The sequence below is a fragment of the Gemmatimonas sp. genome, from assembly GCF_041689975.1.
Classification (GTDB): domain Bacteria; phylum Gemmatimonadota; class Gemmatimonadetes; order Gemmatimonadales; family Gemmatimonadaceae; genus Gemmatimonas.
On the sequence record NZ_JBDNFF010000427.1, the window covers coordinates 26161 to 51010 of the forward strand.

At 64.6% G+C, this 24850-nt stretch carries 19 protein-coding genes; 9 read left to right on the forward strand and 10 right to left on the reverse strand.

Annotation, left to right across the window (positions count from 1 at the left end; translation table 11 throughout):
• Positions 1–14 precede the first annotated feature (14 nt).
• On the reverse strand, positions 15–2189 hold the full coding sequence (gene glgP / locus ACESNG_RS23835; RefSeq protein WP_373062017.1) for an alpha-glucan family phosphorylase: 2175 nt from the start codon (positions 2187–2189) through the stop codon (positions 15–17).
• A gap of 185 nt (positions 2190–2374) precedes the next feature.
• Between glgP and thrA the strand changes: the two genes are divergently transcribed.
• From thrA to ACESNG_RS23850, 3 genes are read left to right on the forward strand one after another with little or no spacing between them, the layout of a single operon-like run.
• On the forward strand, positions 2375–4909 hold the full coding sequence (gene thrA, locus ACESNG_RS23840; protein ID WP_373071208.1) for a bifunctional aspartate kinase/homoserine dehydrogenase I: 2535 nt from the start codon (positions 2375–2377) through the stop codon (positions 4907–4909).
• Positions 4906–6288: a threonine synthase gene (gene thrC / locus ACESNG_RS23845; RefSeq protein ID WP_373071210.1), complete on the forward strand. Its 1383-nt coding sequence runs from the start codon at positions 4906–4908 to the stop codon at positions 6286–6288. The genes thrA and thrC overlap by 4 nt, the downstream gene beginning before the upstream one ends.
• Entirely contained in the window at positions 6285–7040 is a 756-nt protein-coding gene (locus ACESNG_RS23850; protein WP_373062023.1) for an SDR family NAD(P)-dependent oxidoreductase, read from the forward strand. The genes thrC and ACESNG_RS23850 overlap by 4 nt, the downstream gene beginning before the upstream one ends.
• 16 nt (positions 7041–7056) lie before the next feature.
• Here the strand turns inward: ACESNG_RS23850 and ACESNG_RS23855 are convergent, their stop codons facing one another.
• Positions 7057–7992, reverse strand: coding sequence for a phenylalanine 4-monooxygenase (locus tag ACESNG_RS23855; protein WP_373062025.1), 936 nt, complete (start codon positions 7990–7992; stop codon positions 7057–7059).
• A gap of 82 nt (positions 7993–8074) precedes the next feature.
• On the reverse strand, positions 8075–8545 hold the full coding sequence (locus ACESNG_RS23860; protein WP_373062027.1) for an Lrp/AsnC family transcriptional regulator: 471 nt from the start codon (positions 8543–8545) through the stop codon (positions 8075–8077).
• A 95-nt stretch (positions 8546–8640) separates the two neighbouring features.
• Between ACESNG_RS23860 and ACESNG_RS23865 the strand changes: the two genes are divergently transcribed.
• The 3 genes from ACESNG_RS23865 (at position 8641) to ACESNG_RS23875 (ending at position 11346) form a co-directional block, all read left to right on the forward strand.
• Complete coding sequence (locus ACESNG_RS23865; RefSeq protein ID WP_373062029.1) at positions 8641–9834, forward strand: PLP-dependent aspartate aminotransferase family protein; 1194 nt, start codon at positions 8641–8643, stop codon at positions 9832–9834.
• Between the two features lie 527 nt (positions 9835–10361).
• Positions 10362–10586, forward strand: a complete 225-nt coding sequence (locus tag ACESNG_RS23870) for a hypothetical protein (RefSeq protein ID WP_373071212.1) — start codon at positions 10362–10364, stop codon at positions 10584–10586.
• Position 10587: 1 nt separating this feature from the next.
• Positions 10588–11346: an HDOD domain-containing protein gene (locus ACESNG_RS23875; RefSeq protein ID WP_373071214.1), complete on the forward strand. Its 759-nt coding sequence runs from the start codon at positions 10588–10590 to the stop codon at positions 11344–11346.
• Between the two features lie 49 nt (positions 11347–11395).
• Here the strand turns inward: ACESNG_RS23875 and ACESNG_RS23880 are convergent, their stop codons facing one another.
• Genes ACESNG_RS23880 through ACESNG_RS23900 form a run of 5 tightly spaced genes read right to left on the reverse strand, consistent with a single transcriptional unit; the run spans position 11396 to position 16562 of the window.
• On the reverse strand, positions 11396–11965 hold the full coding sequence (locus tag ACESNG_RS23880; RefSeq protein WP_373062031.1) for a molybdenum cofactor guanylyltransferase: 570 nt from the start codon (positions 11963–11965) through the stop codon (positions 11396–11398).
• Positions 11958–14282: an FdhF/YdeP family oxidoreductase gene (locus ACESNG_RS23885; RefSeq protein ID WP_373071216.1), complete on the reverse strand. Its 2325-nt coding sequence runs from the start codon at positions 14280–14282 to the stop codon at positions 11958–11960. The genes ACESNG_RS23880 and ACESNG_RS23885 overlap by 8 nt, the downstream gene beginning before the upstream one ends.
• Complete coding sequence (fdhD, locus tag ACESNG_RS23890; RefSeq protein ID WP_373062035.1) at positions 14279–15106, reverse strand: formate dehydrogenase accessory sulfurtransferase FdhD; 828 nt, start codon at positions 15104–15106, stop codon at positions 14279–14281. Before fdhD ends, ACESNG_RS23885 begins: the two co-directional genes overlap by 4 nt.
• Positions 15107–15116: 10 nt before the next feature.
• Positions 15117–15860, reverse strand: a complete 744-nt coding sequence (locus ACESNG_RS23895; protein ID WP_373062037.1) for a DUF1080 domain-containing protein — start codon at positions 15858–15860, stop codon at positions 15117–15119.
• Positions 15861–15887: 27 nt separating this feature from the next.
• Positions 15888–16562: a hypothetical protein gene (locus tag ACESNG_RS23900; protein ID WP_373062038.1), complete on the reverse strand. Its 675-nt coding sequence runs from the start codon at positions 16560–16562 to the stop codon at positions 15888–15890.
• Between the two features lie 300 nt (positions 16563–16862).
• Between ACESNG_RS23900 and ACESNG_RS23905 the strand changes: the two genes are divergently transcribed.
• From ACESNG_RS23905 to ACESNG_RS23915, 3 genes are all read left to right on the forward strand, one after another.
• Positions 16863–18140, forward strand: coding sequence for a DUF4403 family protein (locus ACESNG_RS23905; protein WP_373071218.1), 1278 nt, complete (start codon positions 16863–16865; stop codon positions 18138–18140).
• Positions 18141–18205: 65 nt separating this feature from the next.
• Positions 18206–19111 carry a M20/M25/M40 family metallo-hydrolase gene (locus ACESNG_RS23910; RefSeq protein ID WP_373071220.1) on the forward strand — a complete coding sequence of 302 codons (906 nt, stop codon included), beginning with the start codon at positions 18206–18208 and terminating at the stop codon, positions 19109–19111.
• Between the two features lie 463 nt (positions 19112–19574).
• Positions 19575–21749 (forward strand): prolyl oligopeptidase family serine peptidase, encoded by a 2175-nt coding sequence (locus tag ACESNG_RS23915; RefSeq protein WP_373071222.1) that lies wholly within the window; start codon positions 19575–19577, stop codon positions 21747–21749.
• A gap of 190 nt (positions 21750–21939) precedes the next feature.
• Here ACESNG_RS23915 and ACESNG_RS23920 read toward each other — a convergent pair whose 3' ends face one another.
• Positions 21940–23346 (reverse strand): YecA family protein, encoded by a 1407-nt coding sequence (locus ACESNG_RS23920; RefSeq protein WP_373071224.1) that lies wholly within the window; start codon positions 23344–23346, stop codon positions 21940–21942.
• A 710-nt stretch (positions 23347–24056) separates the two neighbouring features.
• The gene (locus ACESNG_RS23925) at positions 24057–24707 is read right to left on the reverse strand and encodes a hypothetical protein (RefSeq protein WP_373062047.1); all 651 of its coding nucleotides are present in this window, start codon (positions 24705–24707) and stop codon (positions 24057–24059) included.
• Between the last annotated feature and the right edge of the window lie 143 nt (positions 24708–24850).

A 24850-nucleotide genomic window follows, 5' to 3' on the forward strand; every position in this document is an offset into this window, starting at 1 on the left:
TCATTGTCCAGGCGTCACGCGATTGGTGGATCGTCGGGCAGTGCGTCGCCCAGGATTGCCGGTGCATAATAGGCACGTGCGTATTGCTCTACCATGCGACGCGCCGTGAACTGCTGGCCCGCGACACGAATGGAGTGCTTCATCGTGGCCAGCCACCGACGTGGCAAGTCGTTCTGGTCCACGTCGTAGTAGCGCGGCACGACTTCCTGTTCGAGCAGCTCGTACAGTCGGTTCGACGTGCTCACGCCCGCCTCGTCGTCTTCTTCCGGCGTGATCGCCCAGCCGTTGTTGCCTTCGTAGCCCTCTTCCCACCAGCCATCGATCGTGGAGATCTGCGGCACGCCGTTGAGCGCCGCCTTCATGCCACTGGTGCCCGACGCTTCCAGCGGCACGCGCGGAAGATTCATCCACAGGTCGACGCCTTGTACGAGCAGGTGCGCGAGGTGCATACCGTAGTCTTCCACGAACGCCACGCGCCCTTCGAACCGCGGATCGCGTGTGAAGTGATACACGTTCTGGAGAATCTGCTTGCCCGGATTGTCGGCCGGGTGCGCCTTGCCGGCGAACACGATCTGCACCGGACGTTGCACATTGGTGACGAGCTTCCGCAGGCGTTCGACATCGCGGAAGATGAGGTCGGCGCGCTTGTAGGTGGCGAAGCGACGCGCGAAGCCGATGGTGAGCGTCTTCGGGTCGAGCAGCGTGCCGGCGCCGACGAGCTGCGTGGCCTCGAGCTGCCGCCGCGCAAACGCGTTGCGCGCGTCCTCGCGCACGAGGCGCATGAGCGTGTGCTTGAGGCGCATATGCGTGAACCACAGCGCTTCGTCATCGAGCGTGAGCACCTGTTCCCAGAGCGCCGGGTCACCGCTGTGCCCCCACGCCGGTCCGAAGTGGTCATCCAGCAGCTTCATGACGGGATTGGCCATCCACGTCGCGAGATGCACGCCGTTGGTGACGTGACCGACAGGGATGTTCTCGGCCTCGCGCCCGTTCCAAAGCGAGCGGCTCATATTGCGCGTCACGATGCCATGGCGTCGCGACACGGCATTCACGCGCCGCGAGAGACGCACCGAGGCGGCCGTCATGTGATAGACGTCGCCACCCGATTCCGGCATGTACCCGATGCGCAGGAAAGTCTCGGCGTCGATGCCCATATCGTTCCAGTATCCATTGGCACACTGACGCACTTCGTTCACGCCGAAGTGATCGTGACCCGCCGGCACCGGCGTATGCGTGGTGAATACGCTCCGGTCGCGCACCTGTTTCACCGCTTCCGCATACGTCACGCCCTGCTGGCACAGCTCGCGTACGCGCTCCACCATCATGAACGCGGCATGCCCTTCATTGGCATGCCAGGCGGCCGGCGCGATGCCGAGCGCCCGCAGCGCCCGGACACCGCCAACGCCCAGCAACCATTCCTGACGGAGGCGCATGGCCGGGCCACCCGAGTACAGCTTCGAGAGCAACGGCCGGTCGTCGGGATGGTTTTCGGGGAGATCGGAATCGAGCAGATACACGGGCACGCGACCTACCTGCATCTTCCACACGCGGATGTTGATGTCGCGACCGAACGTGTTCACGGTGACGAGATGCCGCTCGCCATCCTTGCCCGGCAGCGGCACGATCGGTACCACATTGAAGTCGATGGCATCGTTCGAGTCTTCCTGCCAGCCGTCCACGCGGATGTGCTGATCGAAGTACCCCTGCCGATACAGGATGCCGACCGCTACGAGCGGGATACCGAGATCGGACGCCGTCTTCAGATGGTCTCCGGCCAGCACGCCGAGGCCGCCGGAATAGATCGGCACCGAATTGTGCACACCGAACTCGGCGCAGAAGTACGCGACCGGCTGGCCGCGAAGCTCGGGGAAGGCGCGGGCGTACCACGTGTGCTCATCCGACCGCTCGGAGGCCAGCCACTGCATCGCGCGGTCGTAACGCGTGCAGAAGACTGCGTCTTCGGAGAGCTGCACGAGACGCGCCGGTTCGACGAGCTGGAGCAGCCGGATCGGATTGTGGCGCAGCCGATGCCAGAGGCTCTCGTCGATCTCCTTGAAGATCATCCGCGCGTCGCGATTCCAGCTCCACGCCAGATTGTTCGCGAGCTGAGCGAGACCGGCGAGCCGTTGCGGCAGTGGGGCAGGCTCGGGGGCAAGCGGGGCGGGTAGCGCTTCGACAGGTGCGGTCATATCCACGGGAACACGGGACGTAAGCGCGACCCGGAATGGTCGCGCAGGACGAGCCTGGGAAAGGTATGCAAGCGCGCGCCGGTGTGGACAGGTGAACCGGCCCGGAGTAGTGTGCGGATGTGCCCCGAATGGCCGTGAAAACGTAGGACCGGGGCGTCCGATCGGTCTCATTTTCCAGCTGCGACATGCCGCCACTGCGTCCCCGCTCTGCCTCGCGATCTCCTGCGATTGATGTCTTCAAGTTCGGCGGGGCCTCGCTGGCCGATGCAGCGGCGGTTCGCCACGCCATCGAGCTGATCCTCGAACCGCGCCCTGGCCGCGTGGTTACCGTGGTCTCGGCGCTGGCCGGCGTGACCGACGCGCTGTTGGCTGTCGCCGAGGCGGCCCGCACGGGTGATGTCGCCGCGGTCGACGAACAGGTCACGAAGCTGCACAAGCGACACGCGGCGGTGGCCGCTGGCATCGTCGGCAACGCCCGGGTGCGGGCGCGCCTGCTCCGCGAACTGGAAAAGGCGTTCGGGGAGCTGCGCACGCTCGGCCACGGCGTGGCCAGCCTGCGCGAACTTACGCCGCGCACGAAAGATTTCCTGTTGGTGCGTGGCGAGCAGCTCTCGGCGCGTCTGGTCGTGGCCGGCCTCCTCGCGCGCGGCGCGAAGGCCGAGTACGTCGAAGCCGCGACGCTCATTCGAACCGACGGTGTGTTCGGCGGGGCCTTCCCGGACCTCGTGGCCACCGATCGTGAAGTGCGCGCGCAGTTGCGCCCGCTGTTGAAGAAGCGTGTACTGCCCGTGGTTCCCGGTTTTGTCGGAGGTACGGCAAGCGGCGCCTTGGTTACGCTGGGGCGCGGCGGGAGCGATCTCACCGCCACGGTGTTGGGCCGTTCGCTGCGCGCCCAGCGCATTACGCTCTGGAAAGACGTGCCGGGGCTGATGACGACGGATCCGCGTCTGGTGCCCACCGCGCGCATCGTACCGCAGCTGAACGTGCGCGAAGCGGCGGAGCTCGCGTATTACGGCGCGAAGGTGCTGCATCCGCGTGCGCTCATTCCGCTGGCGCGGGTGCGCGTACCGGTGTTCGTGCGACCGTTCGCCGATCCCACCGCCGCGGGCACCGAGATCTCGGTGCGCCACACGCTCACGCGATATCCCGTCAAGGCCCTCTCCGTCGTGCGCAGTCAGGCACTGGTCACGGTCACGGGCAACGGCATGCTTGGCGTGCCCGGCATCGCTGCCCGCACGTTCGCCGCGCTGCAGCAGGCCGGCATTTCGGTCACGCTGATCTCGCAGGCCTCGTCGGAACACTCCATCTGTCTGTGCGTGCCGGCGGAACGTGGCGCCGACGCACGGGCGGCGCTGGAGAAGGCCTTCGCACTCGAACTCTCGCGTCGCGAATTGGAAGGGATGGATGTGCAGCGCGGCATGGCCACGCTGGCCGTGGTCGGACTCGGCATGGCTGGTTCGCCCGGGATTGCGTCACGGATGTTCACGTCGCTGTCGAAGGCGGGCGTGAACATCGTGGCGATCGCGCAAGGCTCGAGTGAGCTGAATATCTCCGTGGTGATTGCCGAGCCCGATGCAGAAGTGGCGGCGCAAGCCGTTCATGACGAATTCCAGCTCGACAAGATCGGCGGCGGTGGATTGCGCGAGGAAGATCGGCTCGACGTGGTGCTGTTGGGCGTGGGTCTGATCGGTCGCGAATTGCTGCGCATGCTGCCGCGCGTGCGGCGTCGCGTAAAGCCTACGATCGTGGGGCTGGTGGATCGCAGCGGATTCGTGTTCGAACCTGAAGGATTCACGGCGCGTCAGCTGGCCACGTATGCGAAGGCCAAGGAGTCGGGCAGCGCGTTGGCCGCGATGAGCGGCGGGCACAAGGGGACGGCGGCCGAAGCGGTGGCGTACATCGGTTCGCACGCGTTGGCGCGTCCGGTGCTGGTGGACGTCACGGCACACGAAACGCTACCGGCCATCCGTGCCGCGATCGTGGCCAACATGGACATCGTGATGGCCAACAAACGACCGTTGTCGGCACCGCGCGCCGAGGTGGCGTCGTTGCGCGCACTCGCGGCTAGGCATGGATCGCGGCTGCTGCACGAGACCACCGTGGGCGCGGGACTCCCGGTGATGGACAGCTACGCGAAGCTCGTGGAAACCGGTGACAAGGTGCTCCGCATCGAGGGATGCACGTCGGGCACGCTGGGCTTTTTGCTGACCGAGATCGGGAAGGGACGGCCGTTCAGCAACGCGTTGCGTGACGCGATGTCGCGAGGCTTTACCGAGCCCGATCCGCGCGATGACTTGTCGGGTATGGACGTGGCGCGTAAAGCGCTGATCCTGGCGCGCATGATGGGCTTTGTCGGTGATCTGAAAGACGTGACCGTGGAGTCGCTGGTGCCGACGGCCTATCGCGGCATGCCACTGCCGAAATTCCTGGCGTCGTTGTCACAGCAAGACGTGGTATGGGCAGCGCGTTTCGCCGCGGCCACGAAGCAAGGGCGCGTGCTGCGCTACGTGCTGAACGCATCGCCCAAAAAAGTGGAAGTGAGGCTGCGCGCCGTGCCGCTCACGCATCCGCTGGCGGGACTGCGCGGGACGGACAATCAGATCGTGTTCACCACCATGCGCTATCGTGAGCATCCGCTGGTGATCACCGGCCCCGGCGCTGGTCCGGCCGTCACGGCTGCCGGTGTGCTCAACGACATCCTTCAGCTCACGCCGTCATGACCACGCCGATGTCTCACCCGTTGCCTGCCAATGCGGTGTTTCTGCCTGCGGGTGTAACAGGACTGCCGGATGGCGCCGTGCAGAGTGTGCAGCGATGCGCCGCCTGCGGCCAGTTGCTATCGCCGCTGGATGCGGCGCCCGATTGTCCGACGTGCGGTGGACTGCTCGAGATCATTCACCGGGCGCCGGTCGATGAGTTCGATGCGCCTCTCTCCGCCAACGCCATCAAGCACCGCTTTTCGCAGCATTGCTGCGCGCTGCCGATGGGGCACGCCTCGGGCGTCTGGCGCTTCGAGTCGATCGTGATGCCCGGTGCCGGTGATGCCATCGTGAGTCACCCCGAGGGGAACACGCCGCTGTTGTCGCGCCCGGCGATCTCGCGGTACACCGGCTGCGACGGCTTGCTGATCAAGCATGAGGGGCACAATCCTACCGGTTCGTTCAAAGATCGCGGCATGACCGTAGGGACCACGCAAGCCGTACGTATCGGGGCCAGTGCGGTGGCGTGTGCGAGTACAGGCAACACGTCGGCGGCGTTGGCGTCGTATGCGGCACAGGCGGGCATTCCCGGACTCGTGTTCGTGCCGGCGGGAAAAATCGCGCTTGGCAAGCTGGCGCAGACGTTGTCGTACGGCGCGCGTACGCTGTTGGTAAAGGGTGACTTCGACGAGTGCCTGCGACTGGTGCAGCAGGCCGCGCGTGAGTTGGGGATTTATCTGCTCAACTCGATCAACCCGTGGCGTGTCGAAGGGCAGAAGACGATCGTGTTCGAGCTACTGCAGCAGCTGGGATGGAACGCGCCCGACTTCATCGTGCTGCCTGCCGGCAATTTGGGGAACACGGCAGCCTTCGGGAAGGCGCTGCGTGAAGCGAAGGAGCTGGGGCTGATCACGAAGGTGCCTCGCCTCGTGAGCGTGCAGGCGGCCGGAGCGGCGCCGTTCGCGCGCGCGTTCCGCGAGGATTTCGCGACGCGCTACACGGTGCAAGCGGAAACGATTGCGACGGCCATTCGTATCGGCGATCCGGCCTCCTGGGATCGCGCCGTGCGGGCGATTCGTGAAACGGATGGCGTGGTGATATCGGCCACCGACGACGAGATCATCGACGCCAAGGTGACGATCGATGGGGCCGGTGTCGGCTGCGAGCCGGCCAGCGCGGCCAGTGTTGCCGGCGTTCGACAGCTTGTGCGTGAGGGTATTATCAGAGCGAGCGACACCGTCGTTGCCGTGCTCACCGGACATGTACTCAAGGATCCTGGAATGCTTGTAGAATTACATCAGCGTGCAGACTACGCGCGCGCCAATCGACCCATCGAGATCGAAGCGACCGTGAGCGCGGTGGAAGGCGTGCTGCGTGCGACGCGCGGGAGCGCGTCGTGACCGGTGCCGGGATGCACGCGATGGCGTCGCCGCGTCGCACGCTGATCACCAGCGCGGCGCGTCCACTCGGTGTGGAGCTGGTGCGGCAGTGTCTCATTCGCGGCGACAAAGTGTACGCTGCGGCGCGAAATCCGGCGCGGGTACCGGTGTTGGCGGATTTGCGCGCCGAATACGGGGGATTGGAGCTGATCGCACTCGATCCCGCCGATCCGTCGTTGGTGGCCGATGCGGTTCCGGTGCTGGAGCGTCTCACCGACACGCTCGATCAATTGATCATCGCGCCGGCCGAGCCGGGGCAGCATGAGAAGCTGGTGGACAGCGAACGCGATCAACTACTGTCGACGCTGTCGGGTACGGGGCTCACCGAGCATTACCGGCGACATGCCGTGGCGCCGCTGTTGCTGGTGCGCACGCTGCTGCCATTCCTGGCCAATCGCGATGGCGCGCGGGTGTTGGTGGTGAGCAGCTGGCTTGGCTCACTCTCCGGCAAGTCACAGGGCGGCGACTACGCCACGTGCGCCAGCGGTGCGGCGTTGCACATGCACATGCGCGCGCTGGCACATGATCTGAGTGCCGAGCGCATTGTGCTGATGCTGGGCAATCCCGGGCACTTCGCCACCACACCGGACGGTCCGGCGTTCCGGGTGCCGATCGATGAAGCGGCGCTCGGATTGCTGAGTCAGATGGAGCGGTTACCGCGCGAGAAGACGGGGAGCTTTCTGGATTGGACGGGGGCAGAGCGGGCGTGGTGAGCGAGTGCGACGCTGGCTACCGCGCCAAGCTCGCTTCGAGAAAGCTCTGCGCGTCGGCCTCGCTCATCTGACGATACCCCGGCGTCACGTTGTCTAGTTTGCCGGCCCTCATCCACGCTTCGAGCTGTCCGACCAATTCATACAGATGGTCGAAGTCGTTCACGATGAACAACAACGGCTGATAGTGATCGATTTCGAAGTGCTGGTTGATCACCCATTCCAATTGGAGCGGGTGCCGTTGCGTCGTCGCGCTGTCCACGCAATGCACAATCTCGCCGTATGACGACAACAATCCTGAGCCGTACACCTTGAGTTCCTCGGCGCGTTGTCCGCGCATCAGGCCAAACTCCACAGTGAACCAGAAGAAGCGCTGTAGCGCATTCTGAATACTGGTGAGCCGGCGCAGCTTCTCCGAACGGTCGGGCACGGTGCTCACCAACTCGGCGGCGAGGTGTGCGCAGGCCCCGAATCGTACGAGCGTTTCGGCGAATGCCGGGTCGGTGTGCATCGGCACGTGCCCGGCAATGTCGTGAAAGATGTCGGGCTCAGGCAGGTAGTCGAGCGATGCCCCGTCACGGATGGTGATGGTGGTCGGAAATTCGCGCCGACTCAGGCAGTCGAAAAAATTGAAGGCCGGCACGAACCCGCTCACCGCTTTGGCGCGGAACCCGGTGCGCGGCGCCATGAACTTGTTCACGTCTTCCAGTCGCGGCACCTGCGTGGCATCGAAGCAGAGGGTGTCCAAGCCGTCGAGGAAGCGCACATTGGCGTAGCGCGCCCATCGTTCCTGCATGCGCGCATACAGTCGCCGCCACGCGTCATGGTTGTCCGCCGAGTACAGCTCGTATGGTTGCGTGATATACATCTCGCCATTGGCGACGGCGTTTTCAATGTACGGCGCTTTGGTCGTCGTGAGCCCCTGTCCTGCCACCAACACGTACGGCGAAACCATGCGCTATGCCTCGAGAGATATTCAGCGTCCGGGAACCGCTGGTCGCGGCCACAGGGTGCAAGCTAACGTGGCAGGCGACCAACTATGCGCGCGTGCCCTGCGTCCCGAACCCGGGATTGCTTCGATGCGAGAAGATCAGCGATGTCTCCAGATGGCCCACCTCGGCGCGCGCGGCGAACGCACCGAGCACGAACTCGCGCAGATGTTCAGCGTCACGCACCGCCACGTGCACGAGATAGTCGTTCGCGCCCGTGAGATGAAACACGCCGCGCACTTCGGGTAGCGTGACGACATGCTGCTCGAAGCGACCGATTGCGGTGCGCGTATGCTGGGCGAGTCGCACCGCCACCAGGGCTTCCAACGTCACCCCATGCACGCGCGGGTCGACATCGGCATGATAGCCGAGAATTGCGCCTGTCTCCTCCAAGCGTCGCACCCGAGCGAGGCAACTCGACGGCGCAAGCCCGACGCGCGCCGCGAGGACCTTATTCGAGATCCGTGCATCGTGCTGGAGATGCGCCAGAATCTCGCGGTCGATTCGGTCAGCGGACATGACTGGTGAAGATTTCCGAATAGAATTCGGTATAGGTGTCTCCTGAACGTGGAAATGGATAATTTACAGGATCCCTCCCGCACCTGGAGTATCCGATGGAACATCCGATGGAGCCGCACTTCGCCACCCGCGCTGTCCATGTCGGCCGCGAAGACTTCGCGTCGTTGGGCGTGCACGCCCCGCCGATCGATTTGAGTTCCACGTATCCCACGCCGGACCTTGATGCCGCAGCGCGCTCCTTCGACTCCTTGGTGGTAGGTGACCAGCCGCAGGGGAGTTTCGTGTACCAGCGGCTGTTCAATCCCACGACGGATCGCTTCGAGCGCGGACTGGCGGCCTTGGAAGGCGCGGAGGACGCCGCTGCCTTCGGCTCCGGGATGGCGGCGCTCACCGCCACGCTGCTCGCCGCCAAGTCGCGCGGCGCGCACGTCGTGGCGGTGCGCCCGATGTACGGGACGGCCGATCACCTGCTCACGTCGGGGCTGCTCGGTATGACGGTCACCTGGACCACGCAGGATGCGGTGGGCACGGCGATACAGGCCGATACCGGACTGGTGATCATCGAGACGCCCGCCAACCCCACGATTGCCTTGGTCGACATCGCCCACGTGGTGCGTCAGGCCGGCGCCGTGCCTGTGCTTGTGGACTCCACCTTCGCCACGCCGGTGCTTCAGCGACCGATGGAGCAGGGGGCCGCGCTCGTCATCCACAGTGCCACCAAGTTTCTCGGGGGGCACGGCGATGTGCTGGCCGGAGTGGTGGCCGGCGCTCATGCGCTGGTGCGAGATATCAAGCACGTACGCGCTGCCACTGGTGGCCTGCTGCATCCCATGGGCAGCTACCTGCTGCATCGTGGCTTGCCCACGCTGTCCGTACGTATCGAACGGGCCCAGGCCACGGCGGGCGTGCTGGCGCAGCAGCTTGTCGGTGACGATCGCATTGCGGAGGTGCGCTATCCCTCGTTGCCCGGACAGGACCCGCGTGGACTGTTGGGTACGCAGATGCACGGAGCCGGCAGCGTGTTGAGCTTCCAACTCGCCGATCGTGACCCGGCCAAGCTGCGCGCGTTCGTGGCGGCGCTGCGGCTCATCACGCCGGCGGTCAGCCTCGGCTCCACCGATACGCTCATTCAACCACCGGCACTCCTGACGCACCGGGTGGTGAACGAAGACGCGCGTCGTGCTGCCGGCATCGCCAGCGGGTTGCTGCGGCTCAGCGTAGGCCTGGAAGATTCGCGCGACTTGTGGCGCGACCTCGAGCAGGCGCTCGAGGTTGTCGGCGCTCACTGATTGCGTAAATCTGCTGGCGCTTTCCTGTGCGATACCACCTGATTATTCGCTCGCGGTCGGTGCTGCGCTCCCATGACGTTCTTCCGTCACACCAGAGCCGAGTGTGCGTTCAGCACAGAGGCGAGGGGCTCAGTTCGCACCACGCAGGTTGCTTCGAAGCTACCGGAAAACCGCGCTGTGAAGGTGTAGTCGCGAGGTGGCGACTCGGCGGCCCACGTGGCTGTGGCCACGCACTACGCCGCGGTCACCGTGGTTGGGGCGGACAGCGTGCCGAGCCCCAAGGCGCCGTCTGTGAATCAACGCCTGCTGCCACGGTCAACGAGGGCACCAGCGGCTCCTCCTCAGTGGACGATTCGCCGCCGACGCAAGCGGGAACGACAACAGCATCGACTGCGGCAATCGCGAGGGTGAGGCGTTGCGTATGGTGCACTGAAGGGCTTAGCATGGGCTGACGATACTTGGAAAGCAGCGGGAAACAGCCTGCGTCCTGCTTCACCTTGTCTCCTCGCAAGTCATCGTTCCTTTTCATGCTTTTCAGGGGTACGGCCGCCAAGCCGAGCCCCACCATATCCGCCCGCGCGCCGCGCCGCCCGGACGAGATTCTCCAGGCGCACGAATCTGCCATCGAGGAAACGAAGGGCCGTGGTCTGGTGTGGCTTGCCAGGGACTCGAACTTCTGGGTAGAGCGAACGGAACAGGTGTTGGCGCGTCTCGAAGACGAGTGGGCTCGAAATCCTGAGGCGGCACAGTGAGATGATTCGCCAGCGACCGGCGGCAGCTCGCGATGCGATGGCGTTGTGCGAGCAGGAGCACTTTCCGCGGGCACGGCTGGTGGATCGTCTCAGCAACGATCCGTCGTTGGTGCAGGGACTGCTGCGTCAGGCCAACAGCGCGTCGAATGGCGCCGGCCTCGCGCCCATCCTGCGCGTCGACGCGGCCATCGACCGCATCGGCCTTGCCGGAACGCGCGCCGTCGTCGTCGCGGCGTCGGTTGACGGGCTTCTCAGCAAGCCGGGCGGAACGTACGAAGCGTTGCTCGGCACGGCCTGGCAGCGTATGGTGACCACCGGTCCCTTGGCACGGGCGCTCGCACCGGCATTCAACGCCGACGGTGAAGAAGCATTCGCGATTGCGCTCCTGCACGATGTCGGTCTCTTGATCATTTTCGACATGCTCTCGACGCTGCGCACCGTCAATCGTCGCGCCGTTGCTCTGCCGGATGTGTGGTTCGAGTTGCTTGTTCGCGAACTGCACGAGCCGCTGGGGGCCGTCGCCGCGCACCGATGGGGACTTGGCATCGATGCGGCCGACGCGATCGGCACGCGCCATCGTCGCGATCGCCCTTCCGAGCGGCATCCGCTGGCCGAGACGTTGTTTGTGGCCGAACAGCTGGCCGGTGCCGTGAGCCGTGGTGAACCGCTCGATCTCTTTGGCCTCTGGGATCTGGGCGAGTTGACCGGCGATCCGGCACACGCGCGCGGCATCATCGACCGGCAACTCGTGCGGGTCTGACGCGGGCGCGCCCCGTGTGCCCCGACGCGTACGTCGCCGCACGGAGGCGTCAGTCGGAAGCCGCCGTGTTGCGGTTGTCCAGCACGTGCGGTGCGCGAGGTTCGATCACGCGTAGGGCGCATGATCTCAGCACGCGCCGTGCGCTGTATTCGCCGTCGGTGAACGACCGCAGGAACTGCCGTTGCGCTGCCGGCTCCCACAGTGCGATCATCGGGTCGATTTCGTTCGTCTCGTGGTTGAGATACGCCACCGCGTCGATGCCCGCCGAGCGTGCGTTGACGAGCTGCCGTAGGTCCTCCGCTTCTAGCCTCGGATAGTCGCAGCCGATCACGAGCCACGCCGCCGCATGACCGCGTGAAAAGGCGGCGTGCAATCCGCTGGCGGGACCATGTCCCGGTACCAGGTCGAGAACCGCGCGATCGCCCAGCTTCCACTCGTCCGCCTGCACTGCGCTGCACGACCAGAACGGTTCGGCGCCGCACGCGCGCAGCAGCGCTGCGGCAGCCTGCCATTGCGGCGCACCATGATACACGATGCTGGCCTTGTCACGGCCCATCCGCGAACTCGCCCCGCCGGTAAGCACCAGCCCGTGCAGCGAAACGGGCTGGTGCTCAGGCATGTCCGAGCGCCGGCTCGAGGGCACGTTCCAGCGAAATGATCACCGACTTCGACGTGGGTGTCCGACTGCCGGCTGCCACGCTGTCGATCGGCACAAGCACATTCGTTTCGGGGAAGTACGTGGCCGCACATCCACGTGGGATCGCGTAGGTGACGATGCGGAAATTCTGCGCACGACGTTGCACGCCGCGAAAGTGACTCACGATGTCGACCGCTTCGCCTTCCGAGAATCCCTGCGCCGCGATGTCGTCAGCATTGAGCAACACCACACGACGACCGTTGCTGATACCGCGATACCGGTCGTCGAGGCCATAGATCGTGGTGTTGAACTGATCGTGGGACCGGATCGTCATCATCATCAATTGACCCGACTCCAGCGCCCACTGGGGAATGGGATGCACGGTGAGCTGCGCCCGGCCGTTCGTGGTGGCAAACTCGCGGCGATCGCGCACGCCGTGCGGCAGCGCGAACCCTCCCGGTTCGCGCACGCGTGCATTCATGTTGTCGAAGCCCGGAATCACGCGCGCAATCCGGTCACGAATGGTATCGTAGTCGGCAATAAAACCGCTCCAGTCAACGCCAAGGGTGGCGCGCGCCATGCCGGCTACGATGGCCGGTTCACTGCGCAGCTGTTCCGATGCCGGTGCGAGATGTCCATGCGATCCGTGCACGATTCCCATGGAGTTTTCCACCGTGACTACTTGCGCGCCTCCGGCCTGTAGGTCGCGTTCGGTGCGGCCGAGGCAGGGAAGGATCAACGCGCGCTCCCCGGTGAGCAGATGCGATCGATTCAGCTTGGTAGACACCTGCACGGTGAGTCGGCATTGGCGCAGCGCCTGCGCCGTGTAGGCGGTGTCGGGTGCGGCCGACAGGAAGTTGCCGCCGAGTGCGATGAACACGTGTGCACGCCGCTGGTGCATGGCTTCAATGGCGTGGACCACGTCGAATCCGTGCGCGGACGGCGGCGTGAAGTCGAACTCGGCGCCAAGCTGGTCCAGAAAAGTCTGCGTGGGACGTTCCCAGATCCCCATGGTACGGTCGCCCTGCACATTGCTGTGCCCCCGCACAGGGCAGGCACCAGCTCCCGGTTTGCCCACGTGACCGCCCAGCAAAAGCAGATTCACGATCTCCTTGACGTTCGCCACTGCATTCTCGTGCTGGGTGACGCCCATCGCCCAGCAACAGATCATCGTCTTCGACGATGCGATCACTGCCGCGATCTCGCGAATGCGTGACTCGGCAATGCCAGAGCTGGCGGCGATCGCACCCCACGACTCGGCGGCCAGGTCATCGCAGTAGCGCACGAAGCCATCGGTGTACTCGCCGATGAACGCATGATCGATGCACTCCGCGTGTGACTCGATCATCGCCTTCTGGATTCCCTTCAGCAGCGCCACATCGCCGTTGATGCGCACCGGTAGATAGTCCGTGGCGAGCGCCGTACCGGAACCCAGTACACCGGTTACTTCCTGCGGATGCTTGAAGCGTTTGAGTCCGGATTCCTCGAGCGGATTGATGCTCACGATGCGGCAACCGCGTCGCGCGGCCCGCTGCAGCGTGGAAAGCATCCGCGGATGATTCGTGCCGGGATTCTGGCCGATCACGAGGATGCAGTCGGCAAGCTCGAAATCGGCGAGTGAGACGGAGCCTTTGCCGGTACCGAGTGTTTCGAGCATGCCGACGCCGCTCGATTCGTGACACATGTTCGAGCAGTCGGGGAGGTTGTTGGTGCCGAACTGCCGCACGAACAGCTGATAGAGAAACGCGGCTTCGTTGCTGGTGCGTCCCGACGTGTAGAACACGGCCTCATGCGGCGACGCGAGCGCGTTGAGTTCGCGGCCGATGAGGTCGAACGCGGCGTCCCACGTGATGGGCTGGTAGTGCGTGCCGCCCTTCGGCAGATACATCGGCTCGGTAAGGCGACCGCGTTTGCCAAGCCAGTAGTCACTCCGTTCGGCCAAGGCCGCTACCGAGTGTTCAGCGAAGAACGCCGCCGTGACACGTTCGCGCGTGGCTTCCTCGGCCACGGCCTTGGCGCCGTTCTCACAGAACTCGAAACGGGACCGTTCGCCGTCTGGATCGGGCCACGCGCAACCGGGGCAGTCGAACCCCGCTTCCTGATTGAGGTCGAGCAGCGACGACATCGTGCGTGACACACCCATCTGTTTGATGGCCATGGTGAGCGCCACCGTCACGGCAGGCAGACCGCCAGAGGACGCCGAGGGAGTGCCTACGCGAATCGCCGCGTCGAGAACTTCGGGGCTCAGGAACGACGGGTTACCGTGATTGCCCCCGTAGTCACTTTTATGGTCGCTCATGTCGTGCCTCCATGCAGGCGCCAGGCGCCACTGTAGGCGTTGAATCGTTCATCGCGTACGAATCCGAGCAGTGTGAGGTCGAATCGTTGCGCGAGCTCTACGGCCAGACTCGAAGGCGCACCTACAGCGGCGATCATGGGGATGCCTGCGGCAAGTGCCTTCTGCACGAGTTCGAAGCTGGCGCGTCCGCTGAGAAACAGCAGACGAGTCGCGAGTGGCGTTTGGCCAAGCAGAAACTGCGCGCCGAGCAGCTTGTCGACGGCGTTGTGGCGCCCCACGTCTTCGCGAATGTCGACCAGCGCTCCATTGTCGTCGAACAGCGCGGCAGCGTGCAGGCCGCCGGTCTGATCGAATACCGCCTGTTGGGCGCGCAGCCGATCGGACAGCTGCGGGAGAATCTGCACGTTGAATGAGAATCCATCGCGCGCGATGCGCTGCAGGCCGGGCACTTCGAGCGCGTCGAGCGAGGACTTGCCGCACACGCCGCAGCTGGACGTGGCGTAGAAGTGTCGCTCCATCGTGGGCCACGCCACGCGCGTGTGATCGGCGAGGTGCACGGTGACGACGTTCTCGCTATCCTGCGTGATCGACGCGATCTCGTGCGCGTGATGGAGCAGACCTTCGGTCAGCAGGAAGCCGGCAGCGAGTTCGTGGTCATGCCCCGGCGTGCGCATGGTGATCGATAGACTGCGGATGCCGCGCACCGTACCGTCGGTTGCGTCGAGCCGGATTTCGAGCGGTTCCTCGAGAGCCACGCAATCGCGTGTCTCGCTCGACGTTGGCCCGTCGAACCGGGTGATCGCGATCTCGCGGCTCTGCGGCACTGGCTTCCTCCTACTTCAGCTCGCGGATCTTGATGTTCCGCATGGACAGTTCGCCGTTGTGATCACCCTGAACGGCGATGAACCCCGTCTTCGCCATGCCGAAATCCGCGTACGGCGCGAACTTGAGCGGCTTCCTGGCAGGGTCGTTCGGATCGCCACGCAGCTTGAGCAGCCACTCCGGCGACCATAGTTCGTACTGTGCAACGAGCTCGCCGTTGAGCCAGTGCTCCACGTGCGGGCCCTTGGCCACCAGGCGGGTGGTGTTCCACTCACCAGCGCGATGCACTACGCCGCGTTTCGACGGATAGAACCCGTACACGGCGGCTACCGACGTCATCAGGTTGCGGCTGTCCGGCGTGAGCGAATCCTCCGCGAGTTGATACTCCGGCGCGCTCCAGTACACTTTCGTTTCCTTCTCGGTGGCACGATAGAAGATGCCCGAATTGCCACGCATCGGCAGCTTCCAGTCGAGTACGAGTTCGAAGTCGCCGTACTGCTCGCGCGTCACGATGTCGTTGGTGGTCTTCACCTTGGTCATCGTTCCATCAATGGCCATCCACTCCGGCGGCAGGTCTGCCTGCTGATAACCGCGCCACGCCGCCAACGACGTCCCATCGAACAACAGCTTCCATCCGGCCTTCTTCTCGGCGGGGGAGAGCGTGTTCGCCGGTGCGGTAGCCCGCGTGGACTGCGCGAGGGCGACGGAGCTCGAGAACATCACGAGGGCGGCAAATGGCAGCAGGCGACGGGTCATGGCTGGTGGGCGGTGCGATGGAGGGAACTACCGGACTCCGAAAGATGGCTCCGACGCGGGCGCTTCCACCAGCAGCGGGCGGTTGGCCCGCCCTCGTTGCTCCCGCCGCTTCTCCCGCTCCTTTTCGAACTTCGCGCGCTCTTCCTCCAGGATCACCTGCTGCAGCGAATCGGCGCGCGTTTGTTGCACCGGATTGAGCTGCTCGCGTGCGCGGTCGCGGAAGCTGTCCTGCATGTCGGAGATCTTGGCGATCAACACGCGCACCGCGTCGGGCGCGCCGCCACTTGGTTCGCCACCATCCGGAGGCCCGCCGCCGCCACGACCGCCGCGCTGCGGCATGTCGCCGAACAGTTTGTCGAGATCCTTGAACAGCGGCTCCTGCGCGCGCTGCATCTCTTTCCGCAGCGACTTGAACGTGTCCTGCTGCTCCCTGGACAGCTCCAGCGGCTTCTTGCGATCGAGCAGGAACTCGATGGGGTCGGCCTTCTCCAGTCGTTCCCGCGCCATCGCGGCCGGCGACTTCATGCTGCCGCTGCCCATGCCGCCACCGCGTCCGCCCATGCCGTCGCCACGTGCACCGATGCCGCCACCCATACCGCCCGTCTGAGCGGACAGCGGCGTGGGCGTGAGCGCGGCCAGCGAGACGGCGACGGCCGCGGCGACTGCGAGGTGAAGTCCGAAGCGGAAGCGAAGAACGGTCATGGTCGTGTCTCGTGTTGGGGTCTTCACGGGTAACACCAAGTTAGCTGCACACCCCACGCCCCGTTTGGTGTGTTCGAGGTAGGTACCGCTAACCTTCAAGGGCGTCTGACCCACGCCACTTTCGGTGTGGGCGGACCGTTCTGAACGAGAGGGCGTCGGATGGCAGGGTTGTGGCGAGTGATGGTCTTGTGTGCGGTGCCGGCCGGCTGCGCCGTGCGACCTTCCAAAGTTCCGAGCGGGCCGACGCCGAGTGAGCCGACGTCGGTCTTACCCACTCCGGCTTCGTCGATAGTATCGACCGTGCCGGTGGGCGCGGCCGAGATGGCGGTGGTGCCGGTGCGCGTGACGTATGTGTTGAGCGCACTCACGCCCTCGCTCGACTCGCTGTTTCCGGTGAGCGACTCGCTCAGTGCCGCCCGCTGCGCCGCGATCGGCCTGGTGTGCCACCAGTATGTGTATCGTCGTGAGCCGTTGCGCGTGCGCGCGGAGGGGCCGCAGCTCTCTATCGAGACCAAGCTCGCGTATCGTGCGCGACTGGGCACGGTCGGCGGCAGTGCCCGCGTGGCCAGCTGCGGCTACGCGCCTGAAGCCATGCGACGTGCCACGACATCCATGCAGACGTCGCTGTACTGGCGGCGTGACTGGAAGATCGGGGTGCGCGACACCAAGCTTGCCGCCGCCCTCGTGGACCCGTGCACGGTCACGGCGCTCGGCTTGGACGCCACCAAGACGCTGCAAGGAGTGATCGACACGCAGTTGGCGCTCTTCGCCGCTGAAGCGGATACCACCATCCCCACCGCCGGCGATTTTAAACCGCTTGCCGACTCGCTGTGGAGGAGTTTTCTGGAGCCTACACCGCTCGACTCCACGAACTCGCTCTGGCTTGTGCTCGACCCGCAAGCCGTGCGCGTTACGCCATTCGCCGGCAACGGACCGAGCCTCATCACCACCATGGTGCTGTACGCGCGACCGCGCGTGATCGCCGGGGCGAAACCAGTGGTGCGCATGAAGCCGCTGCCCGTGCTGTCGCTGGGTACTGCGCCTGCGGAGTACACGGTGCCCGTGAGTGTGGAACTGCCCTTCGCCGAACTCGAACGTCGTGCCGCGCTGCTGCTGGCGCAGGAGACGGCCACCGGCAGTGTGCGCGTGGACAGCGTACACGTGCGAGGCATGCGCGACAGCGTGCGTATCGACCTCACGGTGTCGGGGTCACTTCGCGGACGCCTGTCGTTGACGTCACGGTTGCGATGGGATGCCGAGACGCGTGAGATCCGCCTCGACGATCTCGATTGGTCGCTGGAGAGCCGTGGGAGGCTCTCGCGGGTAAAAGCCACGTTGGGCGCGCCGCTGGTCGGGCGCGCGGTCCGACGCGCCACGAACGGTGGACGGGTTGCCCTCGGCGCGCAGCTCGACTCGGTGCGCGCGGAAATGATGCGCAAGCTGAACGGCTCGATGGCGCCCGGTGTGGTGATGGGCAGCAGCGTGCGCGACGTGCAGATTATCGACGTGATCGCAACGGCATCCGCCTTTGTGGTCAGAGCGCGACTTACCGGACAGTCAGGGGTGTGGTTTCAATGATCGGGTTCTCCAACAGGTGGGTACGACGCGGCGTTGCTGCCGCCGCCGTGGCGGTCGCGTCCGCGATGAGCGTGACAACGTCGATGCATGCGCAGAGCGTGGCAGCCTCCGATGCCACCACAGCGCGCATCATGCAGCGACTCGGTGCGTTGGCCGCCGACAGCATGGAAGGGCGTCGTGCGGGCACCGCCGGATCCGTGCGCGCGCGGGCGTGGATCGTGGCCGAGCTCACGGCCATGGGCGCGAAGTCGATCGGTTCGAGCTACGCCATGCCGATCACACTTCGCGCGCGGGCCGGCAGCGATACGTCGGGGGCGAACATCGTGGCGCGTATTCCCGGCAAGAATTCCAGCGGTCCGGTGCTGGTGCTCAGTGCGCATTACGATCACCTCGGCGTACGAAATGGCGAGATATTCAATGGCGCCGACGACGACGCCAGTGGCTGCGTAGCACTGCTCACCATTGCCGAACGATTGTTGCGCGAGCCGCCAGAGCACGACGTGATACTCGCGTTCTTCGACGCCGAGGAATCGGGCATGGTGGGATCGAAGGCCTTCGTGAACGCGCCGCCGGTGCCGATTGAGCGTATCGCTTTGAACATCAACCTCGACATGGTGGCGCGTCAGGACGGCAAGGCGCTCTGGGTGTCGGGCACGTCGCACACGCCGTCACTGAAGCCCATCGCGGAGGTCGCGGCGAAAACGTCGGCCGTGACCATTCGCTTCGGGCACGACACGAAGGACCTCAAGCCGGGAGACGACTGGACCGGGTCGTCGGACCATGCGGCGTTCCACAGCAAGGGCATCCCCTTCCTGTATCTCGGCGTCGAAGATCATGCGGACTACCACAAGTCGGGAGACGATGCCGACAAGGTGGACCCTGCGTTCTATCGGGGCACCGTGGAGTTTGCCTACGCGCTGGTGCGCGCGGCGGACGCCAAGCTGAGCACCGTCATGCGACAGGCGAAGTAACGGAAGAAGGGCCGCTTCGGAGTGATCCGTTGCGGCCCTTCTGACTCCTTGCCGATTCGAAACGATCCCGAACCGGTAAAACCCGTTACCGGGCGTCGATCAGGAGATCGGTTGCCCAGGACGAACCGGCAAAGGAAACTTGACTAGACAAATGATCACCTCCTCGAAATAGGGTGGGACTTCGGGCGTACGAATACCGAGATCCTACGGATGCTTTCCTGGCCGCTTGGAGACCCGGAAAGCGCGGCTGTTTTGCGCGGTCGCTCCTCCGCACAGCCACCATGCTAGGGCACTCGTGGCCGGTGTGCAAGCGAGAAATGCAGGCTCTATCACATTTCGGTACTTTTCAGGGTCGGAGTTCCGCTCTGGATTCCCCAGGTTTCCCACCTCGAGTACTGCTATGGTCAGACTGACCTTTTCCTGCCACCTGTCCCGCCCGTCGGCGACATTGGCGGCTCTTCTCGTGGGCGCGCCATCTGCGATGGTGGCGCAACAAGCGCCCGCCGCTCAGGCGCCCGCCGCTCAGGCCGCGACCAAGCTGCCGAAGGGCCCGCGCGCGATGATGCTGGCCGACTGGTATCGCGTCGTGAACGTGAGCAGTCCGGCCGTCTCGCCCGACGGAAAGCGCGTGGCGATGACCGTCACCAAGGCCGTCGAGGCTGAGAACAAACGGCACAGCGAGATCTGGGTCGTGAACACTGCGGGCGGCGAAGCGCAACGGTGGACGTCGCCGAGTACCGAAAGCAGCAATCCGCGCTGGTCACCCGACGGCAAGTATCTCTTCTTCACCTCGCCTCGCGCGGGCGGGCATGGCAGCACGTGGGCCATTCGCCTCGACCAGCCCAGCGGTGAAGCGACTCAGGTTAGTACGTATCCGAACGGTTCCATGCCACAGAGCGGGGCGTTTGCGGTGTTCACCGAGCCGGCCCGTCGCGATACGATGGCGCGGACGGGCGCTAATCCGTTCGCGCGCATGCAGCCGATGGCCAAGCCGACGTTCGACGCCATCACGCGTCCGGTCGAGCCGACGCGCTTCGATGGCCGTCATGTGACCGATATGTCGTACAAGGTGAATGGCGTCGGCTTCGTCCCCGGCCGCGCCGACGCACGCAGCTGGCGTCCCGCGCAGCTGTGGCGGCAGACGGTGGGTGACACCGCGAAGCAGCAGCTCACGACCACGCTCTACTCGCACCGCTCGCCCGAAGTCTCGCCCGATGGCAAGTGGATCGCGTTCGTCGCCGACGCGCGACTGCGCTCCGATTCCGCGATCGATCTCGAGCGCGACTCGCTGGCCAGGTTGCCCTACAACAGGGCTCGCGACGAAGTCGATCGCAACGACAACGATCTCTACGTCATGGCCAGCACTGGGGGCACGCCGCGCAAGGTGCGCGAGTGGATGGGCACCGAGTCCGACATCACGTGGTCGCCGGACAGCAAGCAGTTGGCGTTCGTGGGGCGTCCGTCGCGCACGAAGTCGGCGCGCATCTACGTGGTAAACGCCACCGGCGGTGCGCCGCGCAACCTGCTAGGCGATTGGCAGTTCGAGCCGGGCTCGCTCTCCTGGTTGACGACGGGCAACCTGCAGTTCGCTGCCGATATCGGTGGACGATCGGCGATCCTGCGCGCGGACATGTCGGGCAAGTCGGCGCCGCAGGAGTTGGTGGGCGGCCGCCGTCAGTTGCGCGGGGCGAGCTACGACGCGGCTGGCAAGCTGTTGGCGTATACGGCGACGTCGATGACGAAGCCGAGTGAGTTGTTCGTCGCCACGGCCGATGGCCTCGGCGAGCGTCAGCTCACGCACTTCAACGACGAGGTGAACCAGGACGTCGTGTGGAGCGACGCCGAGCGCTTCACGTACAAGAGCGTGGGCAACATGGAGATCGAAGGCTGGCTGATGAAGCCGTACGGCTACAGCCAAGGCAAGAAGTATCCGATGGTGATCTACATCCACGGTGGCCCGCACTCAGCGTACGGTGAAGGCTGGTTCGACGAGTTCCAGAATCTCGCGGCGCAGGGCATGTTCGTGCTCTTCACCAACCCGCGCGGCTCGAGCGGCTACGGTGCCGACTTCACGTACAGCACGCGCGGGCGTTGGGGCATGGAAGACTACGAAGATCTCATGAAGTCGGTGGACATCGTGGCCGCGCGCCCTGATGTGGACAGCACGAAAATGGGCGCGACCGGCGGCTCCTACGGCGGCTTCATGACCACGTGGATGGCCACCAAGACCGATCGGTTCAAAGCGATCCAGACCGACCGCACGATCACCGATTGGACCTACTGGTACGGCAGCAGCGACGCGCAGGGGCTCACGGAGTTTGAGTTCTACGGCAAGCCATGGGACAATCAGGCCTTGTACGACACGCTGTCGCCGATCCGCTACGTGCAGAAGGTGAAGACGCCGATGCTGCTGGTACAGAGCGAAGAGGATCACCGCACGCCGATGGGCAGTGCGGAGATCTGGTACATGTCGCTCAAGAAGCAGGGAGTGCCGGTGGAAATGGTGCGCTACCCGCGTTCGAATCACGACTTGTCGCGGACCGGTGAGCCGTGGTTGCTGGTGGACCGGCTGGGGCGGATTCGGCAGTGGTTCGCGTTCTGGTTGCAGGGCGTCAAGGCGGGGGCGGCGGCGAACTGATTGGCTGGCTGTGGGCTGGGGGCTGTGAGCTTGGAGTTTTGAGTTCAATTCTCGAGTGGTGAGTGGCGCTGGCGAAGTGACACTCACCACTCGCGGCGGGGGACCAAAAGTATACTGGACCGACCCCGATTGGATTTCCTATCGCGATTGCGCGTATTGGACGACACATGGACTCGCGCCGAACCACGCCCTAGCCGAATCCCAGTCGGCGGCGAAGACCCTGGAAATCAAATCGTTCCGCTTCCGGCAGCCGAGCTTCGCTGTGCTGAAGATCGGAGAGGAGCAGCTCGAGCTGCGCACGTGCCTTTCGTGATTTGCTCGCTTCCAGTGGCGACAGCCCGCCCAGAGCCGGAAGCGCGTGATTCACCCAGTCGCGGTAATGATCTTCCTTGAATTGTCGCAGCAGAGCCACCAATTCCGGTGGCTGAACTTCATCAACCCCGAACGGGCGTGACTTACCGGACTTGGCTGATGCATTTCGCGCCGCGCCCATGGCGGCTGGCATCGACGTCTGATCCCGCAACCGATGGACCACCCGCGTGCCCAATCCCTTTTGCACCACAGCGCGCAGCGAGTCGGCTCGACGCACCGAGTTCGTTTCGATCGTGAGCTCGAGTCCTGTGATTGCTACAGAACCAACGATGGTGTTGACCCATGTGGGATGCATGGGATTCCCTGGCCGGGTCACCACGAACGTGATATCGTCGGGTTCCACATCTTCATCGAAACCTGGTAACTCACCCAGCAAAGAGACCACGTCTTCGACGTGCGTGGCAGAAATCGCGAAGTGATCGGTCGTCATCTTGAACGGATCGCCATCGGTATTCTGCATGATTGGCATCGGCTTTGGCCGATCATGCCATTCCACCTCGCGGGCCCACAGGCCGATCATTGTGGTCGACAAGTCTGCATCCCGCAGTTTGTCTTTTGCGACAGGTCGGGTGCGCACCCGAAGCAGTTTGCGCATGGCGGCGACGACCGGTGCTGCTGCCATGGGTGGAAGCACCCGCGGGTACAGGCCGCCGAGGAAGGAAATATCGTTGCAGGTGACTACGCGTCCCAGCAACACGTCTCGCTCTACGATCGTTCGCGTCGCCAACTGCTCGTGCACGAAGCACTCGTGTCCGGTAAGCAGGTCTTTCAGTTCCATCCCCTCGCCGGGCCTTACCCGCTGCACGTCCCAAAGCGATACCCAGGCATCGAGTTGCGCATCGAGCAGGTCGCGCAGATCAGCCGAGAGCTTGCTGCCCTGTGCGTCGCGCAGGGAACGCGCGACGCTGCTATGGCCTGGCCCGCTCGCGAAGTGGTGGAGCGACCACGGGACTGCCAGCTGCAGTTCCCCTTCTCCGAGTTTTTCGTCGGGACCACCCAGATAGGCGGCGGCGGCTTGCGCCATCCATTGTGAGCCGAACCGCTTGTTGGCAAATCGCAACAACCGCTCATCCAGTTCGCGATCCAGCGTCTTCACGGCCGCCGCTTGCGCCTGTATCGGGTCCAGCGGCTGAAGTGACAAAGCAAATGCGCCGCAACATTTTTTGAATTTTTTGCCACTACCGCACGGGCAGGGGTCGTTTCGGCCAGGTAACATGGGCGGCATTTCCCGATTTCGGTCTTCGACCGGTTAGAAAGTGGGTTTACATCGCTGCTCGTTCAGCGGGCGTCGTGGCGGGTGAAGGACGAGCCGATCGTGGTCTACCGGCGATTCGCCCGGGTTGTCCACGCGCGAGTGTGCCGCTGGGGCGCCGCGAGGGCGTCTATCCGCCGGGTCCCGCGACACGGCCGCGACACCAGAGTCCATGCGATCCCCGCCTGATTCAGCATGCTTGCGTGAAGCGGCGTGTGGTGCACCGAGAGGCGTCGCCGCAGGCGATGGTCCTCGTGCTCCCTAAAGTAATCAGTCAGCGCCTTCTCTCGGTGCGTGTCGAGATGGTCGTCCCAGGTTACGCTCGACCACGCCGAAGATGTTCGCCGTTCCACCGCGTCGAGGTCAGCGATGTACCATACTGTGTTCCCGTCACGGCTTGATTCTCGGTGATGAACCGCACCGTACAGCGCGTGGTCGAGACCGGCCGCTCGATACCGCTGGGCGCTGTCGCGCACGGCGTGGGGAGGTCGTGGCCTCCATGCCCTGTGTTCGCGCGTCTGTGCCGGCGGCGAACGGATGGGTCTCCTGCTGGCTGTGGGCTGTGAGTTTCGAGTATTGGGTAAAGGTTTCGAGAGGCGGGTGACACTCGCGAGGTGCCACGCACCACTCGAAACTTCAACTCACAACTCCAGGCTCACCAGCACCGTCATCCCGCGATGACGTCAGACCGCAAAACAGTAGAACAGCCCCGCGCCGCCCGACGCCTTCAGGTTGTCCTGACTGCAGCCGCGCGACGGATGCGCGAAGTTCCACGACGTCGGATTGACACCGCCGCCTTGACGATCGTGATGACCCGCGAGCGCGGCGCCATCGCCACTGCTCGTCCAGTTTTTGCACGTGCTGTCGCCGGTATCGGTCGACACGCGGCCGTCGAGCCTGGAGCCGGTCAGAATGTCGTGCGTATTCGGTGTGTCGCCGCGACCGTTCACCGGCATGCCCTTCTCGGTGAGACTGTTCTCTTTCGACAACTTGTTGTTGTCGCTATGGAGATCATCGACGCTCGCGGCCACGACAACGCCCTTGGCGTTCTTCCACGGGCCCTTGCCGATGCGGTCGCGCGCATTCACCGCCGACTTGCCGTCGAGCGCCTGCTGGCTCAAGTAGGCATGCCACGTTTTGCCGCGTACGCCGGCAGCTTCGGCGAGCGTGGTGCAGTGCTTGTCGGCGCCCTCGAGGCCACCCAGTGCGGCACCGTTGCCGGGGCCCGCACTGGTGAGGAAGAACGACAGGTCCTGCTGCGGCGAGGATGCCGTGGGCGCGGTGGTGGTGAGAAAGGCCGTGGCGAGCGTGAGGGGCAGTCGGAAGGCGAGCATGGAGAGACTCCGGTTGGGGGAGGAGGGACATGCGTGAACTTGAAGATCGTTGGTGAGCTTGGCGTCTTGAGTTCAAGTCTCGAGTCGTGAGTCGAACCACTCACGACTCCGAACTTCAACTCACAACTGCAAGCTCACCCGTA

Coding starts and splice junctions, on each gene's coding strand:
- ACESNG_RS23875 (WP_373071214.1), top strand. CDS start 10,588: ATGATTCGCCAGCGACCGGCGGCAGCTCGCGATGCGATGGCGTTGTGC.
- ACESNG_RS23925 (WP_373062047.1), bottom strand. CDS start 24,707: ATGCTCGCCTTCCGACTGCCCCTCACGCTCGCCACGGCCTTTCTCACC.
- ACESNG_RS23885 (WP_373071216.1), bottom strand. CDS start 14,282: ATGAGCGACCATAAAAGTGACTACGGGGGCAATCACGGTAACCCGTCG.
- glgP (WP_373062017.1), bottom strand. CDS start 2,189: ATGACCGCACCTGTCGAAGCGCTACCCGCCCCGCTTGCCCCCGAGCCT.
- ACESNG_RS23900 (WP_373062038.1), bottom strand. CDS start 16,562: ATGACCGTTCTTCGCTTCCGCTTCGGACTTCACCTCGCAGTCGCCGCG.
- ACESNG_RS23880 (WP_373062031.1), bottom strand. CDS start 11,965: ATGCCTGAGCACCAGCCCGTTTCGCTGCACGGGCTGGTGCTTACCGGC.
- ACESNG_RS23910 (WP_373071220.1), top strand. CDS start 18,206: ATGAGCGTGACAACGTCGATGCATGCGCAGAGCGTGGCAGCCTCCGAT.
- thrA (WP_373071208.1), top strand. CDS start 2,375: ATGCCGCCACTGCGTCCCCGCTCTGCCTCGCGATCTCCTGCGATTGAT.
- thrC (WP_373071210.1), top strand. CDS start 4,906: ATGACCACGCCGATGTCTCACCCGTTGCCTGCCAATGCGGTGTTTCTG.
- ACESNG_RS23920 (WP_373071224.1), bottom strand. CDS start 23,346: ATGCCGCCCATGTTACCTGGCCGAAACGACCCCTGCCCGTGCGGTAGT.
- ACESNG_RS23860 (WP_373062027.1), bottom strand. CDS start 8,545: ATGTCCGCTGACCGAATCGACCGCGAGATTCTGGCGCATCTCCAGCAC.
- ACESNG_RS23855 (WP_373062025.1), bottom strand. CDS start 7,992: ATGGTTTCGCCGTACGTGTTGGTGGCAGGACAGGGGCTCACGACGACC.
- ACESNG_RS23895 (WP_373062037.1), bottom strand. CDS start 15,860: ATGACCCGTCGCCTGCTGCCATTTGCCGCCCTCGTGATGTTCTCGAGC.
- ACESNG_RS23865 (WP_373062029.1), top strand. CDS start 8,641: ATGGAACATCCGATGGAGCCGCACTTCGCCACCCGCGCTGTCCATGTC.
- ACESNG_RS23870 (WP_373071212.1), top strand. CDS start 10,362: ATGCTTTTCAGGGGTACGGCCGCCAAGCCGAGCCCCACCATATCCGCC.